The 16,823-nt window shown below is 69.5% G+C and carries 18 protein-coding genes; 10 read left to right on the forward strand and 8 right to left on the reverse strand.

Translation table 11 applies throughout. The annotated features are described in order from the left end of the window. Positions 1 to 3 precede the first annotated feature (3 nt). Positions 4 to 684 (reverse strand): Tim44/TimA family putative adaptor protein, encoded by a 681-nt coding sequence (locus tag J2850_RS15295; RefSeq protein WP_209983323.1) that lies wholly within the window; start codon positions 682 to 684, stop codon positions 4 to 6. Positions 685 to 977: 293 nt separating this feature from the next. Here J2850_RS15295 and J2850_RS15300 point away from each other — a divergent pair, with 293 nt between their 5' ends. Then, positions 978 to 1,643 carry an FxsA family protein gene (locus J2850_RS15300; RefSeq protein WP_209983112.1) on the forward strand — a complete coding sequence of 222 codons (666 nt, stop codon included), beginning with the start codon at positions 978 to 980 and terminating at the stop codon, positions 1,641 to 1,643. 178 nt (positions 1,644 to 1,821) lie between these two features. After that, on the forward strand, positions 1,822 to 2,313 hold the full coding sequence (gene secB, locus J2850_RS15305) for a protein-export chaperone SecB (RefSeq protein ID WP_209983114.1): 492 nt from the start codon (positions 1,822 to 1,824) through the stop codon (positions 2,311 to 2,313). A 116-nt stretch (positions 2,314 to 2,429) separates the two neighbouring features. Here the strand turns inward: secB and rho are convergent, their stop codons facing one another. The 4 genes from rho to hemE all read right to left on the reverse strand — a co-directional run bounded on the left by rho (position 2,430) and on the right by hemE (position 6,746). Next, a complete protein-coding gene (rho, locus tag J2850_RS15310) occupies positions 2,430 to 3,686 on the reverse strand; it encodes a transcription termination factor Rho (protein ID WP_209983116.1) in 1,257 nt (418 codons plus the stop codon). A 374-nt stretch (positions 3,687 to 4,060) separates the two neighbouring features. After that, positions 4,061 to 4,489 (reverse strand): protoporphyrinogen oxidase HemJ, encoded by a 429-nt coding sequence (hemJ, locus tag J2850_RS15315; protein WP_209983118.1) that lies wholly within the window; start codon positions 4,487 to 4,489, stop codon positions 4,061 to 4,063. Between the two features lie 38 nt (positions 4,490 to 4,527). Beyond that, entirely contained in the window at positions 4,528 to 5,622 is a 1,095-nt protein-coding gene (gene hemH, locus J2850_RS15320; protein ID WP_209983120.1) for a ferrochelatase, read from the reverse strand. A gap of 98 nt (positions 5,623 to 5,720) precedes the next feature. Next, a complete protein-coding gene (hemE, locus tag J2850_RS15325) occupies positions 5,721 to 6,746 on the reverse strand; it encodes a uroporphyrinogen decarboxylase (RefSeq protein WP_209983324.1) in 1,026 nt (341 codons plus the stop codon). A gap of 484 nt (positions 6,747 to 7,230) precedes the next feature. Between hemE and J2850_RS15330 the strand changes: the two genes are divergently transcribed. From J2850_RS15330 to dnaQ, 5 genes are read left to right on the forward strand one after another with little or no spacing between them, the layout of a single operon-like run. Then, positions 7,231 to 8,070, forward strand: a complete 840-nt coding sequence (locus J2850_RS15330; RefSeq protein WP_209983122.1) for a pyruvate, water dikinase regulatory protein — start codon at positions 7,231 to 7,233, stop codon at positions 8,068 to 8,070. Positions 8,071 to 8,105: 35 nt separating this feature from the next. Continuing rightward, positions 8,106 to 8,696 carry a Maf family protein gene (locus J2850_RS15335; RefSeq protein WP_209983326.1) on the forward strand — a complete coding sequence of 197 codons (591 nt, stop codon included), beginning with the start codon at positions 8,106 to 8,108 and terminating at the stop codon, positions 8,694 to 8,696. Beyond that, positions 8,693 to 9,571: a shikimate dehydrogenase gene (locus J2850_RS15340; protein ID WP_209983124.1), complete on the forward strand. Its 879-nt coding sequence runs from the start codon at positions 8,693 to 8,695 to the stop codon at positions 9,569 to 9,571. The genes J2850_RS15335 and J2850_RS15340 overlap by 4 nt, the downstream gene beginning before the upstream one ends. A 1-nt stretch (position 9,572) precedes the next feature. Then, a complete protein-coding gene (coaE, locus tag J2850_RS15345; protein WP_209983126.1) occupies positions 9,573 to 10,226 on the forward strand; it encodes a dephospho-CoA kinase in 654 nt (217 codons plus the stop codon). Next, the gene (gene dnaQ / locus J2850_RS15350) at positions 10,219 to 10,902 is read left to right on the forward strand and encodes a DNA polymerase III subunit epsilon (RefSeq protein WP_209983128.1); all 684 of its coding nucleotides are present in this window, start codon (positions 10,219 to 10,221) and stop codon (positions 10,900 to 10,902) included. Before coaE ends, dnaQ begins: the two co-directional genes overlap by 8 nt. A gap of 142 nt (positions 10,903 to 11,044) precedes the next feature. Here dnaQ and J2850_RS15355 read toward each other — a convergent pair whose 3' ends face one another. Genes J2850_RS15355 through J2850_RS15365 form a run of 3 tightly spaced genes read right to left on the reverse strand, consistent with a single transcriptional unit; the run spans position 11,045 to position 14,632 of the window. Then, positions 11,045 to 12,019 carry a quinone oxidoreductase family protein gene (locus J2850_RS15355; RefSeq protein ID WP_209983131.1) on the reverse strand — a complete coding sequence of 325 codons (975 nt, stop codon included), beginning with the start codon at positions 12,017 to 12,019 and terminating at the stop codon, positions 11,045 to 11,047. Positions 12,020 to 12,051: 32 nt separating this feature from the next. Next, positions 12,052 to 12,564: a methylated-DNA--[protein]-cysteine S-methyltransferase gene (locus J2850_RS15360; protein ID WP_209983133.1), complete on the reverse strand. Its 513-nt coding sequence runs from the start codon at positions 12,562 to 12,564 to the stop codon at positions 12,052 to 12,054. Positions 12,565 to 12,580: 16 nt separating this feature from the next. After that, entirely contained in the window at positions 12,581 to 14,632 is a 2,052-nt protein-coding gene (locus J2850_RS15365) for a thioredoxin domain-containing protein (RefSeq protein WP_209983135.1), read from the reverse strand. A 170-nt stretch (positions 14,633 to 14,802) separates the two neighbouring features. On the opposite strand from J2850_RS15365, the gene J2850_RS15370 reads away from it, so the two are divergent. Genes J2850_RS15370 through mnmE form a run of 3 tightly spaced genes read left to right on the forward strand, consistent with a single transcriptional unit; the run spans position 14,803 to position 16,784 of the window. Beyond that, positions 14,803 to 15,054, forward strand: a complete 252-nt coding sequence (locus tag J2850_RS15370; protein ID WP_209983137.1) for a DUF6489 family protein — start codon at positions 14,803 to 14,805, stop codon at positions 15,052 to 15,054. Beyond that, complete coding sequence (locus tag J2850_RS15375) at positions 15,051 to 15,410, forward strand: (2Fe-2S) ferredoxin domain-containing protein (RefSeq protein WP_209983139.1); 360 nt, start codon at positions 15,051 to 15,053, stop codon at positions 15,408 to 15,410. Before J2850_RS15370 ends, J2850_RS15375 begins: the two co-directional genes overlap by 4 nt. 45 nt (positions 15,411 to 15,455) lie before the next feature. Then, positions 15,456 to 16,784 (forward strand): tRNA uridine-5-carboxymethylaminomethyl(34) synthesis GTPase MnmE, encoded by a 1,329-nt coding sequence (mnmE, locus tag J2850_RS15380; RefSeq protein ID WP_209983328.1) that lies wholly within the window; start codon positions 15,456 to 15,458, stop codon positions 16,782 to 16,784. The last annotated feature ends 39 nt before the right edge of the window (positions 16,785 to 16,823 follow it).

Below are 16,823 nucleotides of genomic sequence, written 5' to 3' on the forward strand. Positions count from 1 at the left end.
TCGTCACTGGACCGGCCGGACCTCGACCAGCGCCCAGTTGGGGTCGCGGGCCCGGATGTTGCGGGCGAAGGTCCAGACGTCGACATTCTCGACCAGGGCCTTGGGATCGCCGTCGATCACCGTGCCGTCCCGGTCGCGCACCACGTTGACCTGATCGCTGACGAGACGGACCGTCACCAGCGCGGTCCGGCCGGCGTCGAGCTTCGCCTCGACGACCTCGGCCTCGCGGACCTGCTCGATCCTGGCCTCGTGCTGTTCGCCGGCGGCCTGGCGGTCGCGGATGACGCGGGCGAAACTGTCATAGACGCTGTCGGACAGCAGCGGGCGCAGGGTCGCGGTGTCACCGCGCGCAAAGGCGTCGACGACCATGGAGAAGGCGGCCTTGGCGCCCTCCAGGAAATGCTTCTCGTCGAAGGTCGGGTCGGCGGCGCGGATCTGGTCGATCGAGGCGGCCAGCGACAGCGGCTCGTCGGAGGCCGGTGCGGCATCGGGACGCGGCCGGCCGCGCTCGGGAAGGGTCACCACATTGTCCGGCTTGGCCGGACCCGGTGCCGCGGTGAAGGGGTTGGAACGCTGGCGCTCCTCGCCGGTCCGGCGGCCGAGGACGCTGCGCAGCCGGTAGACGAGGAACGCCGCGATCGCCGCGAAGATGACGATCTCGATGAACACGAACCCGTCTCCCATCATCAATTCCTTCCCAAACGAACTTGCGGTGAATGACCGGACCCGGCTTCCCGGGCCGGAGCGGGGCTTGCGCCACGGCCTCATGGGTGCATTTGGCGACGCGGCGCGCCGATTACCAGACCTTCAAGCGGCGCCCTACCCCTGGACCTCACGGCCGAGCGGCATTACGTGTTGCTTGCCCATCCGACCAAACGCCGATTGCCAAATCGCCCAAAGGGTGGAACGGCCGGTCTTCGACCGGTCGACCTATCCGAACCTAGATAGGGCCAGCAGGCCCGAAGAGCAAGGACACCATGAATCCCCTGCTGTTGATCCTTCTTCTGCCGATCCTGGAGATCGTCGGGTTCATCCAGGTCGGCGACTGGATCGGCGCCGGCCCGACCATCGGCCTGCTGGCGCTCTCGGCGGTGGTCGGCGTGTTCCTGGTGCGCCATCAGGGGCTGGCCTCGCTGACGCGGGCGCAGGCGGCGGCGGCCCGCGGCGAGGCGCCGATCGGCACGGTGCTGGACGGCTTCTGCGCCGTGCTGGCCGGCATCCTGCTGATCATTCCCGGCTTCCTGACCGACCTGCTCGGGCTGGCGCTGCTGGTCCCCGCCCTGCGCCGTGGCATCGGCCGCTGGCTGCTGGGCCGGCTCGGCGGCGGCCTGCAGGTCTTCACCGCCGGCAATCCCGGCTTCGGGCGGCCGAACGGGTTCGGCCGTGGCATGAGTGGCGGGATGGGCGGAGCCGGTACCGCCGACGGCGGCGCTTTCGGCGCGGGGGGCGGTCCGCGCGGCGGCGATCCCTTCCGTGCGCAGCCCGGCGTGATCGACGGCGACTACCAGGACGTCACACCGGAAAACGGTCGGGATGACGGCCCGGTCAATGGCCGCGAAAACGGCGGCCGGCGGCCGGACGGCGAAGCCCCGCGGCTGAGCGACTCCCAATGGGGGAAGCCCAGCCCCGATGAGCGGCGCTGAGGAGCCTTTCCGTCCGCGGTTTCCGTTGGCAGGACGGTCGATCCATGATAGCCAGCCCGCTGGGCGAAGGCACGACCGTCGCGAACCAACCCCCCGTCACCCCATGTCCGGGCCGGCTCGCCGGATCGGTTCCTTTTCCGGGACCGGTCCGGCCGGGACGGCCATTCAGGAGTCCGTTATGTCCGATCAGATGAGCAACGGCGCCGAGCAGCAGGCATCCTCGCTGCCGATGCATGTCCTCGCGCAGTACGTGAAGGACCTCTCGTTCGAGAACCCCAACGCACCGCAGAGCCTGCTGCCCAACCAGCCGCAGCCGCAGGTCAACATCGGCGTCGACGTCCAGGGCCAGAAGGTCGGCGACGACATCTACGAGCTGACGCTGAACCTGCGTTGCGAGGCCCGCCAGGGTGAGGCCGTGGCCTTCATCGTCGAGCTGGCCTACGGCGCGCTGTTCCAGTTCCCCGGCCTGCCGGAGGAGCATCACCGCCCGGTTCTGATGATCGAAGGCGCCCGGATGATCTTCCCCTTCGCCCGCGCCATCGTCTCCAGCGCGACGCGCGAGGGCGGCTTCCCGCCGCTGATGATCAACCCGATCGACTTCGCCGAGCTGTACCATCGCCAGTCCGCCCCGCAGGGCCAGCAGCCGGCCAACAGCCAGCCGCCGTTCTGATCCGCCAGGACAAGAAGCCATAAAAAGGGCGGGCGGCCGACAGGCCCCCGCCCTTTTTCATGCCCGGATCTGGACCCGGATCCGGCGACAGGCGGCCGGATCCGGGTCCAGGGCGACTACTGGTTCATGCTTTCGAAGAACTCGCCGTTGGACTTGGTGTGCTTCAGCTTGTCGACCAGGAAGTCGACCGCGTCGGTCACGCCCATCGGCATCAGGATGCGGCGCAGGATCCACATCTTCGACATGGTGCCCTTGTCGACCAGCAGCTCTTCCTTGCGGGTGCCCGACTTGGAGATGTCGATGGCCGGGAAGGTGCGCTTGTCGGAGAGCTTGCGGTCCAGCACGATCTCGGAGTTGCCGGTGCCCTTGAACTCTTCGAAGATCACCTCGTCCATGCGGCTGCCGGTGTCGATCAGCGCGGTGGCGATGATGGTCAGCGAGCCGCCCTCCTCGACGTTGCGGGCGGCGCCGAAGAAGCGCTTGGGCCGCTGCAGGGCGTTGGCGTCGACGCCGCCGGTCAGCACCTTGCCGGATGACGGAACGACGGTGTTGTAGGCGCGGGCCAGGCGGGTGATGCTGTCCAGCAGGATGACCACGTCGCGCTTGTGCTCGACCAGGCGCTTGGCCTTCTCGATCACCATCTCGGCGACCTGGACGTGGCGGGTGGCCGGCTCGTCGAAGGTGGAGCTGATGACCTCGCCGCGGACCGAGCGGGCCATGTCCGTCACTTCTTCCGGGCGCTCGTCGATCAGCAGGACGATCAGGTAGGCTTCGGGGTGGTTGGTGGCGATCGAGTGGGCGATGTTCTGCAGCATCACCGTCTTGCCGGTGCGCGGCGGCGCCACGATCAGCCCGCGCTGCCCCTTGCCCAGCGGCGCCACCAGATCGACGATGCGGCCGGTGAGGTTCTTCTTGGTCGGGTCCTCGACCTCCATCCGGATGCGTTCCTCCGGATAGAGCGGCGTCAGGTTGTCGAAGTTGATGCGGTGACGGACCTTGTCGGGCGCGTCGAAATTGATGGTGTTGACCTTCAGCAGGGCGAAATAGCGTTCACCGTCCTTCGGCGACCGGATCTGCCCTTCCACCGTGTCGCCGGTGCGCAGGCCGAAGCGGCGCACCTGGCTGGGGCTGACGTAGATGTCGTCGGGACCCGGCAGGTAATTGGCTTCCGGCGAGCGCAGGAACCCGAACCCGTCCTGCAGCACCTCCAGCACGCCGTCGCCGAAGATCGGAATGTCGTTCTCGGCCAACTGCTTGAGGATCGCGAACATCATGTCCTGCTTGCGCAGCGTGCTCGCGTTCTCGATCTGCAACTCCTCCGCGAACGCCAGCAGTTCGGCGGGGCTTTTGCACTTCAGCTCTTGGAGATGCATGGGAATGCCTGTGAGATCGTCATGCGGGGAAATAGACCTTGGGGGTTGGCCGAGCGGCCGGGGGAAGTGCCTGGAATCCCTGCCGACGGCGGAGTGTGGATGGCCGCGTCGGGTGGGCAGCGGGTGGCGTTCGGACGACGGGTTCGCGGGCAGCCGGATGATGGACGCACGGAACGGGATCGCCAGCCACCAGGCCCGGCTCATGGGCAGAGCGTCGGATCGGCAGATGTGGGCGTGGGAAGCCGCGGGGCAGAAAACCCCGCGTTCATGACATGGTTATCGGATCGTCACGTGCAAGTCAAACGAAAGCGAAAGCGGGAAAGTGGCGGAACCCGGCTTTTTCGACCGGTGGAAATCCCACCCCCCGCCGGTTCTCAGAAGGGCTTCACGATCACGAAGATGACGATGCCGATCATCAGCAGCGTCGGCACCTCGTTGGCGATGCGGTAGAAACGCTGCGGCCGGGTGTTGCGGTCCTCGGCGAAGTCGCGGCGCCAGCGGGCCATCATCATGTGGCTGGCGGTCAGCAGCAGCACGAACAGGATCTTGGCGTGCAGCCAGCCCTGCTTCATCCACTCCGGCGTCAGCACGATCATGGCGATGCCGAAGACGTAGGCCGCGATCATCGCCGGGTTCATGATGGCGCGCAGCAGGCGGCGCTCCATCACCTTGAAGGTCTCCGACGCCTCGGATCCGGCGGCGGCCTGGCAATGGTAGACGAACAGCCGCGGCAGGTAGAGCAGCCCCGCCATCCAGGCGATGATGCTGATGACGTGCAGCGCCTTGATCCATTCATACAGCACCGGGGGTTCCCCTCCTTGGTTTCGTCATGCCGCCGGGCTCAGCGGCGCGGCTGCGGGCAGCCGGACTGGGTGCCGGGGCAGATCCGGTCGCCCTTCTGCGAGCAGATGGGCGCCCTGCCCGCGACGCTCTGCCGCACCAGCCCGGCCAGCCCGTCGATGAAGCCGGGATGGGCGCCGACCGTCGGCACGCGGGTGAAATGCGGGACGCCCGCCTCCTTCGCCAGGTGGCGGTACTCGATCTCGATCTCCACCAGCGTCTCGGAATGCTCAGACACGAAGGCCATCGGCACCACCAGGACCGGCACGCCGTCCTGGCCGGCCCGGCGGATCTCGGCGTCGGTGCTGGGGCCGATCCACTCCATCGGGCCGACGCGGCTCTGGTAGCAGCCGACCCAGTCGAGCTGGTCGACGCCGATCGCCGCGGCGATCGACTCCGCCGTGCGCTCGCACTGCCACTGGTAGGGATCGCCGCCGGCGACCACCTTCTTGGGCAGGCCGTGGGCGGAGAACAGGATCCGCGGCGTGCCGTGGGCCCTGGCCGCCTCGTAGAGCGGCCGGACCAGATCCGCCGTGGCGTCGATGAAGCCGGCCAGCGTCGGATAGCAGCAGACCAGCCTGGTCGGCACGTCGAGCCCGACCATGCGGGCCGCCTCGTTCCAGACCTTGGCGCTGGACGCCGTCGTCGTGGTGGAGAATTGCGGGTAGAGCGGCAGCAGCACCACCAGATCCGGATCGTACGCCTTCACCCGCGCCGCCGTCTCGGCACTCATCGGGTGCCAGTAGCGCATGGCGATGAAGACCCTGGTCTCCGCCCCCGGCAGGGCCGGATCCGCCTCCAGCCTGCCCTCCAGCGCCGCCGCCTGGGCCTCGGTGTTCTCCAGCAGCGGCGAGCGGCCGCCGAGATGGGCGTAGATCGCCGTCGCCGGCTTGGCCCGCCGGCCGCTGATCAGGCTGGCGATCAGGAAGCGGAACGGATTGGGCAGCCGGATGATGGCCGGGTCGTTGAACAGGTTGAACAGGAAGGGCCGCACCGCCTCGGGCGCGTCGGGACCGCCGAGGTTGAACAGGACGACCGCGACGCGACGCGGAGGGTGGTGCGGTGCGGCGGAGGCCTGGGAAAGCTGCTGGCTCATGGTGCCGCTAAACTGGAGCGTCGCAGCCTCTCTGTCCAGACCTCCCGCCAAGGCTTTTTCAGGACCGTGCCTTTTCGGCCGGCTGCGGCCCGTCCGCCTCAGCCGCGGTTCGGCCACTCGCGCAGCAGCCGGGTCAGCTCCGCCACATGGTCGGGCGGGGTCGACTGGATGACGCCGTGGCCGAGGTTGAAGATGAAGGGTCGCGGCGTCATCGCCTCCAGGATCTCCCAGGTGGCGTCCGCCATCGCCCTGCCGCCGGCGGCCAGCATGATCGGGTCGAGGTTGCCCTGCACCGGCAGCTTCGACTGCAGCGTCCGCGCCGCCCACACCGGCGACACCGTGGTGTCCAGCCCGACGGCGTCGACGCCGGCCCCGGCGACATAATCCTCGTAGGCATGGCCGGCCCCGCGCGGGAAGCCGATGATCGGGGTGTCGGGATGCTTCGCCTTGACGCGCGCGACGATCTGCCGCGTCGGCTCGATGACCCAGCGGCGGAACTGGCCGACCGGCAGGACCCCGGCCCAGCTGTCGAAGAGCTGCACGGTCTCGGCGCCCGCCTCGATCTGGCGGCAGAGATAGTCGGCCGTGACCTCGACGATCAGGTCGATGAGCTGGGCAAAGCCGGCGGGGTCGCCGTAGGCCCAGCGCTTGACGTGGGCATACTCCTTCGAGCCCGCACCCTCGACCATGTAGCAGGCGATGGTCCAGGGAGCCCCCGCAAAGCCGATCAGCGTCGTCTGCCCGGGGATCGCGGTGGAGAGCCGGCGCACCGTCTCGTAGACCGGGGCGAGCGTCTCGTGGAAGCGGTCGCGCGACAGCCGCTTCAGGTCCTCCACGCCGCGCACCGGATCCAGCTTCGGCCCCTCGCCTTCGAGATAGGCGAGCGGCTGGCCCAGCGCATGCGGCACCACCAGGATGTCGGAGAACAGGATCGCCGCGTCCATGCCGTAGCGGCGCAGCGGCTGCAGGGTCACCTCGACCGCGAAGTCGGGATTGTAGCAGAGGTCGAGGAAGCTGCCCGCCTTCGCCCGCAGCTCACGGTATTCCGGCAGGTAGCGGCCGGCCTGACGCATCAGCCAGAAGGGCGGACGGGAGCAGGCCTCCCCCGCCAGGGCGGCGAGCATCGGTTTGCGGGCGGATTTCCGGTCGGACGTGCTGGTGACGGACAAGACGATGCCTTCCCCTTGGTCGGGTTGCTTTGATCGGGTCCGACGCCGAGATTCCGGGTCGGGTTTCTCCCCTCTTCTTCACTATATTTTTTATAGGAAGAAAGGAAGAGGAGGTGGTGGGTGCCTGTGGATAACGGTGATCCCCGATTCTTGAGAATCTATCCACAGAGTCCGGACGGCCTTGCGGCATGTGTGCGGATCTGTGGACGATTCGGAGCACTACCGTCCGAAATGGCGGAAATGCTATAGCTGTACGAACGGGAGTCCCGTGGATAACAGGGCGGACGGGGGCGGATCTGCCCGTCTTCCGAAGCGGTCGGCGGAGTTGTTCCGCAGGGGGCCGTAGCGGGGAGGAGGAGTCCGCCGCTTGGGGTGAAACGCAGGCGGATCCGGTTGTCCACAGATCTGGGCCGGGTTCTCCACAGCATGTTGGGGACCGATGAAAGAGTTCCATCTACATCTCGTATCCGATGCGACGGGCGAAACCATCAACAGCGTCGCGCGCGCCTGCGTCATCCAGTTCGACGACGTCCGGCCGATCGAGCATTTCTGGAATCTGGTGCGCACCGACCGCCAGCTCGACCTCGTGCTGGAGGGAATCCGCGACAACCACGGGCTGGTGATGTTCACCCTGGTCGACGAGACGCTGCGCCGGCGGCTGCAGGATTTCTGCCGCGAGATGCAGGTGCCCTGCATCCCGGTGCTCGATCCGCTGATCAACGCGCTCGCCGTCTTCCTGGGCGTGGAATCGCAGCGGCAGCCCGGCCGCCAGCATGTGCTGGACGCCGAGTATTTCAGCCGCATCGACGCCGTCGACTTCGCGCTGTCGCACGACGACGGCCAGTCGAACTGGGACCTGCACGAGGCCGACGTCGTGCTGATCGGCGTGTCGCGCAGCTCCAAGACGCCGACCTGCATCTATCTTGCGAATCGCGGCATCAAGGCGGCCAACATCCCGCTGGTCCCCGGCACGCCGCTGCCGGCCGAGGTCGACCTGCTGACCCGGCCGCTGATCGTCGGGCTGACCAAGGACCCCGACCGCCTGGTCCAGATTCGCCGCAACCGGCTGAAGCTGCTGAACCAGGGCGAGAGCTCCAGCTATGCCGACCCCGAGCTGGTGCGCTCGGAGGTGCAGGAGGCGCGCCGCCTGTTCAGCCGCCGCGGCTGGCCGGTGATCGACGTCACCCGACGGTCGATCGAGGAGACGGCGGCGGAGATCATGATGCTGCTCGCCCGCCGCCAGAGCGCGAAGTTCAGCCCCGAGGGAAAGAAGACGTGAGCACCCTCTCCCATCCGGATTCTCCGCCCGCCCCGATGCTCGTTCTGGCCTCCGGCTCGCGCACGCGGGCGGCGATGCTGGAGCGCGCCGGCCTGACCGCCCTGCTCGACCGGCCGGCGGTCGACGAGGACGAGGTGAAGGCCGCCGGCCGCGCCGAAAACGTCACCGCCGAGATCGTGGCCGAAGCCCTGGCGGAGCTGAAGGCCCAGCGCATCACCCGGCGCCATCCCGGCGCGCTGGTGGTCGGCGCCGACCAGATGCTGGAGTGCGAGGGCCGCTGGTTCGACAAGCCGACCGACCGCGCCGGCGCCCGCGACCAGCTCCTGGCCCTGCGGGGCAGGACCCACCGGCTGATAAGCTGCGCCGTCGTGGTGCGCGACGGCCAACGGATGTGGCACCGGATCGACAGCGCCCGCCTGACCATGCGCAGTTTCTCCGACGCCTTCCTCGACGACTATCTCGACCGTGCCGGCGACGAGGTGCTGCAATCGGTCGGCGCCTACCAGCTCGAAGGGCTCGGCGCGCAGCTCTTCCATCGGGTCGAGGGCGACTTCTTCACCATTCTCGGGCTGCCGCTGCTGCCGCTGCTCGGGTTCCTGCGGGTGCATGGGGTGGGCAGGGAATGACGATCTCCGGTAAGGCGAAGCTCGCCGGCGTGATGGGCTGGCCGGTCGGCCATTCGCGCTCGCCCCGGCTGCACAACCGCTGGCTCGACCAGTACGGCATCGACGGCGCCTATGTGCCGCTGGCCGTGGCGCCGGAGCGCGCCGAGCAGGCGATCCGGGCGCTGCCGGCGCTGGGATTCCGCGGCTGCAACGTCACGGTGCCGCTGAAGGAGATCGCCTACCGCAGCGTCGACCGGCTGGACGAGACGGCGCGGCGCATCGGTGCGGTCAACACCATCGTGGTCGCCGAGGACGGCGCGCTGGTCGGCGGCAACACCGACGGCTTCGGCTTCCTGGAGAACCTGCGTGCGGAGTGTCCGGAGTGGAATGGCGGCGAAGGCGGCAGCCAAGGCGGGGGCCATGGCCCGGCGGTGGTGATCGGGGCCGGCGGCGCGGCGCGGGCGGTGGTCGTCGCCCTGCTCGACGCCGGCATCCCGGAGGTCCGTCTGGTCAACCGCACGCGTGCCCGCGCCGAGGAGATGGCGGCGGATCTGGCCCGCTTCGACTTCGCCGGCCGGGTTGTGGTGGTCGAGTGGGTTTCACGTGAAACGGCGCTCGACGGGGCGGGACTCCTGGTCAACACCACGACGCAGGGCATGGCGGGCCAACCGGCACTCGACCTCGACCTCGGCGCCCTGCCCGTCTCCGCCCTGGTCAACGACATCGTCTATGTGCCGCTGGAGACGCCGCTGCTGGCGGCGGCGCGGGCGCGCGGCAACCCGGTGGCGAGCGGCATTGGCATGCTGCTGCACCAGGCGCGTCCCGGATTCAGGGCCTGGTTCGGCGTCGAGCCGCAGGTCACGCCGGACCTGACCCGCTACGTCCTGGAAGGCTGAGATGATCGTGCTGGGCCTGACCGGCTCGATCGGCATGGGCAAGAGCACCGCCGCCCGCATGTTGAAGGCGATGGGGGCGCCGGTCTGCGATTCCGACGCCGTCGTCCACGGGTTGCTCGCCAAGGGCGGCCGCGCGGTCGGGGCGATCGGTGCCGCCTTTCCCGGCTCGGTCGTCGATGGCGCGGTCAGCCGGGCGGCGCTGGGGGCGGCGGTGTTCCGCGACCCGCCGGCGCTGAAGCGCCTGGAGGCGATCCTGCATCCGATGGTGCAGGCGGCGCAGCGGGACTTCCTGGCGCGGGCGGCACGGCGTGGCGCCGGGATCGCCGTGCTCGACATCCCGCTGCTGTTCGAAACCGGGGGCGAGCGGCGGGTCGACGCCACCGTCGTCGTCTCGGCCCCGCCTGCGGTGCAGCGCGCGCGGGTGATGGCCCGGCCCGGCATGACGGCGGAGAAGTTCGCCGGCATCCTCGCCCGCCAGATGCCCGACGCCGAGAAGCGCCGCCGCGCCGACTATGTCGTGCCGACCGGGTCGGGACGGCTGGTGACGCGGCGGGCGCTTCAGGGCATTGTGCGCGACGTGGCGCGGCGGCCGGGCCGACAATGGCCGCCGCGTGGCTATCAACCGGGCCAGATTGGACAAGTCGATCATGCGTGAAATCGTCCTCGATACCGAAACCACGGGCTTCAAGCCTGAGGAAGGCCACCGGCTGGTCGAGATCGGCTGCATCGAGCTGGTCAACCATCTCGCCACCGGGGAGCGCTTCCACGTCTACATCAATCCCGAGCGCGACATGCCGCCGGAGGCCTTCGCCGTCCACGGGCTGAGCGCGGAGTTCCTGTCGGACAAGCCGGTCTTCAACGACGTCGCCGCCGACTTCGTCGCCTTCATCGGCGATGCGCCGCTGGTGATCCACAACGCCGCCTTCGACATGCACTTCCTGAATTGGGAACTGAAGATCGCCGGCTATCCGGTGATGCCGAAGGATCGCGCCGTCGACACCCTGCTGATGGCCCGGCAGAAGTTCCCCGGCTCGCCGGCCACCCTCGATGCCCTGTGCAAGCGCTTCGGCGTCGACAATTCCAACCGCACCCTGCACGGCGCCCTGCTCGACGCCCAGCTGCTGGCGGAGGTCTATCTGGAGCTGCTGGGCGGCCGGCAGACCGGCCTGGCGCTTGCCGGCGGCCCGGCGGCGAAGGCCGGATCCGCCGCCGCGCTGCGGATCGACCGCCCCTTCCGCGAGGCCCGCGTCTTCGCCGTCAGCGAGGAGGAGGCGGCGGCCCATGCGGAGTTGGTGAAGAAGCTGAAGAACCCGCTCTGGGCGATGGAGTAGCGGTCGCCGCTTTCCCCCTCCCCATCCCTCCCCCGCTTCGCGGGAGAGGGGGCAGGATGCTCGTCGGCGTGAACCGATCAGCAGAGCGGCGGCAGTCCCTCTCCCGCGAGAGCGGGGGAGGTTAGGAGGGGGCAGCCGGACCTTACGGCACCAGCACGGTCGAGCCGGTGGTCGCCCGCGATTCCAGGGCCCGGTGCGCCTCGGCGGTGTCCTTCAGCGCGAAGCGCTGGTTCACCGTGAAGGTCACCCCGCCGTTCTTCACCGCATCGAACAGATCCGCGGCCGACGCCATCAGGTCCTCGCGCTTGGCGGTGTAGGTGGCAAGCGTCGGGCGGGTCACGTAGAGCGAGCCCTTGCTCGACAGAAGGCCGAGGTCCAACGGCGCCGGAGCGCCGGAGGCGGCACCGAACAGCACCATCAGGCCGCGCGGGCGCAGGCAGTCCAAACCGGGAAGGAAGGTGGTCTTGCCGACACCGTCATAGACCACCGGCACGCCCTGCCCGTCCGTCAGGTCCTTCACCCGCTGGACGAAGTCCTCACGGGTGTAGTCGATGGTGTGGTGGCAGCCATGGGCCTTCGCCAGCTCGGCCTTTTCCGCCGACCCGACGGTGCCGATGACGGTGGCGCCGAGATGCCGCGCCCACGAACACAGCAGCAGCCCGACCCCGCCGGCGGCGGCCTGGACCAGGATGGTGTCGCCGGGCTGGACGACATAGGTGCTGCGCAGCAGGTACTGCGCGGTCATGCCCTGCAGCAGCGTGGCGGCCGTCGCCTGCTCGTCGAGCCAGCTCGGCAGCGGGACCAGCCGGTCGGCGGCGATCAGCCGGCTCTCGGCATAGGCGCCGATCGACATGGCGTAACCGACGCGGTCGCCGACCTTCAGGGTGGTCACGTCGGGGCCGAGCGCCTCGACCACGCCGGTGCCCGCCATGCCGATGACCGCCGGCAGGTTCGGCAGCTTGTAGGCGCCGGAACGGTGATAGGTGTCGATGTAGTTCAGTCCCACCGCGGTCTGGCGGAGGCGGACCTGTCCGGGGCCGGGCTCGCCGACCTCGACCTCGTCCCAGCGCAGAACCTCGGGCCCACCATGTTCATGGATGCGGATCGCGTGAACCATCGTTGATCGGTTTCCTCTTTTCTCTGGTTGGTTCAAAGCAGCGCGAGCTGTCCGGCCTGCTCCGCCGTCGCCGTCGCCTCTGCCGGTGCGTGCCGGCGTTCCAGCGCCAGCAGCCACGCCTTGGTGTCCAGTCCGCCATGGCCGGAATAGCCGCCGGGCGCCCCGCCGCTGGCGAGCACGCGGTGGCACGGGACGACGATCGGGATCGGGTTGGCGCCGCAGGCGCCGCCGACGGCGCGCGGGCCGCTGCCGAGCAGCCTGGCCATCCCGCCGTAGGTCGCGGTGCCGCCGTAGGGGATCGCCAGCATCGCGTCCCAGACGCTCCGGCGGAACGGGGTTCCGGCCGGCTTCAGCGGCAGGTCGAAGACCCGCAGCCGGCCGGTGAAGTAGGCGGCGAGCTGGCGCGCCGTCTCCTCCAGCACCGCGTCCGGGTCGTCGCGGTCGAAGCGTCCCCAGCCGACGCCGGTGAGCGCGGTCCCGTCGCCGGTCAGCATCAGGGGACCGAGCGGGCTGTCGACGCTGAGACGCGAAGCGGTGCGAAGCATGGTTTCCTCCCGGTGATCAGGTCTTCGAGGCCAGGAGCCCGGCCAGATCCGCCGCCGCCGTCACCGGAGCGGAACAGGTCATGCCGCGGCAGACATAGGCGGTCGCCGTTCCGTCGCGCATGCCCTTCCCGTGCGCGGGATGATCGCCGGGCAGATCCGCCTCGGGCGCCAGCACCGTCAGGATGCGGTTCGGCAGCGAATGGTCGAGCACGGTCCGGCGCAGCGCCGCGGTCTCCGGCGCCTTGGGCGGCCCGACGACGACGACCTGCAGCGGCGCCTGCATCAGCTCCACCGCGTTCAGGAAGGTCGTCAGCGGGAAGAAGTTGCGGGTCAGCTCCCCGGAGAAGGCGGAGGCGAGCGCATCGGCCCGCTCGCGGTAGGCATCCTTGCCGGTGCGCTGGAACAGGGTGGCCAGCACCGCCAGCATGGTGCCGTTGCCGCTGGGGGTGGCGTTGTCGTGGACGCTCTTGGTGCGGACGATCAGTCCCTCGGCATCGTCGGCGGTGAAGAAATAGCCGCCGCCGGCATCGTCCCAGAAATGCCCGTCGAGCGTGGCCACCCACCGTTCCGCCTGGTCGAGCGCCGCCGGATCCCCGGTCGCCTCGTGCAGCGCCAGGGCCGCCCGCGCCATGTGGGCGTAGTCGTCCAGCATGCCGGAATGCTTGCCCTGACCGTGGCGCCAACTGTGGCAGAGCCGCCCGCCGGCATCCATGCGGCCGCGGACGAAGGCGAAGGCGCGGCCGGCGGCGTCGAGCCAGTCCGGCTCGTCCAGCGCCAGGGCGGCATGGGTCAGCGCTGCGATCATCAGGCCGTTCCAGTCGGCGAGGACCTTGTCGTCCCAGCCCGGGCGCACGCGCTTGGCCCGTGCCCGCAGCAGCAGGTCGCGGCCGCGGGCCAGCGTCGCCTCGGTGGCGTCGTCGGCGAGCGTCAGGCCGCCAAGCCGGTTGAGGATGGTGACGCCCTCCCAGTTGCCCTGGGGCAGCACCTCGTAGACCCGCTTGAAGAGGGAAAGCCCGTCCTCGCCGAGCGCCGGGCCGAGCAGGCGGTCGACCTCCTCCTCCCTCCATATATAGAAGAGTCCTTCCTCTCCCTCGCTGTCGGCGTCGAGCGTCGCGGCGAAGCCGCCGCCGTCGGCGACCATCTCGCGCAGCAGCCAGCCGGCGGTCTCCCGGATCCGTGCCTCAAGCAGCGGATCGCGCGTCTCCTGCCAGACCAGCGTCATCAGGTCGAGCAGCTCGGCGTTGTCGTAGAGCATCTTCTCGAAATGCGGCACCAGCCAGCGTTCGTCCACCGAGTAGCGGGCGAAGCCGCCGCCGAGATGATCGTAGATGCCGCCCTGCGCCATGTTGGCCAGCGTATGGGTGACCGCCTCGCGGAAGGGCTCGCGGCCCGTGCGCTGCCAGGCGCGCCACAGCAGTTCGAACAGCGGGACCTGCGGGAACTTGGGCGCGCTGCCGATGCCGCCGTGGATCGGGTCGACCTCGCGCAGCAGCCGCTGCGCCACCTGGTCGAGCACGCCGGCGTCGACGGCGCCGGCCGACCGGTTCTCCCCCAGTCCCGCCAAGGCCGACGTCAGCGCCTCGACGTTCTTGGCGACCTTGTCGGGTTCCTGCGCGTAGGTCCCGGCGATGCCGCGCAGCACGTCGGGGAAGCCGGCGCGGCCGTAGCGCGGGGCCGGCGGGAAGTAGGTGCCGCCCCAGAAGGGCTCGGCGTCCGGGGTCAGGAACATGGTCAGCGGCCATCCCCCCTGCTGCCCGAGCAGCGCGAGCGCCGACTGGTAGATGGTGTCGAGGTCCGGCCGCTCCTCGCGGTCCACCTTGATGTTGATGAACAGCTCGTTCATCAGCGCGGCGATCGCGGGATTCTCGAAGCTCTCATGGGCCATGACGTGGCACCAGTGGCAGGCGGCGTAGCCGACCGACAGCAGCACCGGCTTGTTCTCGGCCTTGGCGCGGGCGAAGGCCTCAGGCCCCCACGCCATCCAGTGGACCGGGTTGTCCTTGTGCTGCAGCAGATAGGGGCTCGTCTCCCGGCTCAGCAGGTTCGCGCCCAACGGTGTGGCCGGCATGGCGGTTTCCCATCGGTTGGTGTGTCATGAAAGATAGGTGGCGCCGGGGTGGCGTTGCGCCAGTGCATCCTATCTGTATAGTGGGGCATGGGCCGCCGCCGCGCTCAACCCCAAAAAATCGCCGCCGCCGGTGCCGGACGCCGGTGCGGTCCGTCAGAAGGGGGACAGCCATGAAAATCACCGTCGACATCGACTGCACCCCGGAGGAGGCCCGGCATTTCCTCGGCCTGCCCGACGTCAAGCCGATGCAGGACGCCATGATGCGCGAGATCCAGGACAGGATGCACGCCAATCTCCAGGCGATGGACCCGGAAACCATGCTGAAGACCTGGCTGCCCGCCGGGCTCCAGGGCATGGAACAGATGCAGAAGATGTTTTGGTCCCAGATGGCGTCCGCCCTGGGCCAGGAAGGAAGAAAGTGACCGATCCCAAGCCGTATTTCGAAGCGCATGTCTTCTGCTGCACCAACCGCCGCCCCGACGGACACAAGCGCGGCTCCTGCGCCGCCCACGGATCGGAGAAGCTGCGCGACTACATGAAGGCCCGCGCACGTGAACTCGGCTTCGACGGCAAGGTGCGGATCAATTCCGCCGGCTGCCTCGACCGCTGCGAACTGGGGCCGACGCTGGTGATCTATCCCGAGGGCGTCTGGTACACCTATCACAGCACCGGCGACGTCGACGAAATCCTGCAGACCCATCTCGTCGAGGGCCGGCGGGTCGAACGGCTGATGCTGGCGACGGAGCAGCGGGAGCTGCGGCCCGAGCAGCGCGGCTGACCGGCCGCCATGTCGACCAGCCACCATGTCGACCGGCCGGCACCCATGACCGCGACCATCTTCGCCCTCGCCACCGCCCCCGGACGCTCCGGTGTGGCGGTGGTTCGCATTTCGGGACCGGCCGCCGGATCCGCCCTCGCCTCCCTGACCGGCCGGCCGCTGCCGGCGCCGCGCCGCGCCGTCCTCTCCCACCTGCGCGATCCCGTCAGCGGCGATGCCCTGGACGATGCGCTGGTGCTGCGCTTCACCGCCCCGGCCAGCTTCACCGGCGAGGACGTCGTCGAGCTGCACCTGCATGGCGGCCGCGCCGTAGTGACCGGCATCATCGAAACGCTTGGCGCGCTGCCCGGCCTGCGGCTGGCCGAGCCCGGCGAGTTCACCCGCCGCGCCTTCGAGAACGGCAAGCTCGACCTCACCGAAGCGGAGGCGGTCGCCGACCTGATCGATGCCGAGACCACCGCCCAGCGCCGGCAGGCCTTGCGCCAGATGGACGGCGCGCTCGGCCGGCTCTATGACGGCTGGCGGGAGCGGCTGACCCGCGCCCTTGCCCACATCGAGGCCGACATCGACTTCGCCGAGGACGACCTGCCGGGGGGCGTGGCCGAGGCGGTGCGCCCGGTGGTCGCCGGCCTCGCCGACGAGATCGCCGCCCACCTCAATGACGGCGGCCGCGGCGAACGGCTGCGCGAGGGGCTGCACATCGCCATCGTCGGCGCCCCCAACGCCGGCAAGTCGAGCCTTCTGAATGCGCTGGCCCGGCGCGAGGCGGCCATCGTCTCCGCCCGCGCCGGCACCACCCGCGACATCATCGAGGTGCATCTGGACCTCGGCGGCTATCCGGTGGTGCTCGCCGACACTGCCGGTCTGCGCGAGGCCGCCGCCGACGAGGTGGAGGAGGAAGGCATCCGCCGGGCCCGCGACCGGGCCGCGCGCGCCGATGTCAAAATCGCCGTGTTCGACGCCACCACCCTGCCCGACCTCGACCCTGCGACGCTGGCGCTGATCGACGGCGACACCGTGGTGGTGTTCAACAAGAGCGACCTCGCGCCGGCGAGCGACCTGTGGCCCGAGTTGTCGGCGGTTGCGGTTTCCGCCCGCACCGGTGCCGGGCTGAAGGCGCTGGAGGAGCGGTTGACAATCTTCAGCGCCGACCGCCTCGCCGTCGGCAGTGCCCCGTCCCTCACCCGCGCCCGCCATCGTGCCGCCCTGACGGAATGCCGGGAGTCGCTGCTGCGGGCATTGGATGCGCCATTGCCTGAGCTGGCGGCGGAAGATGTGCGGCTCGCCAGCCGGGCGCTGGGGCGGATCACCGGGCGGGTGGATGTGGAGGATCTGCTCGACGTGATCTTCCGCGACTTCTGCATCGGCAAGTGACGGCGCGTTTCACGTGAAACAGCGGGAGGAGTATTGCCC

The organism is Azospirillum picis, assembly GCF_017876115.1.
Taxonomy (GTDB): Bacteria; Pseudomonadota; Alphaproteobacteria; order Azospirillales; family Azospirillaceae; genus Azospirillum; species Azospirillum picis.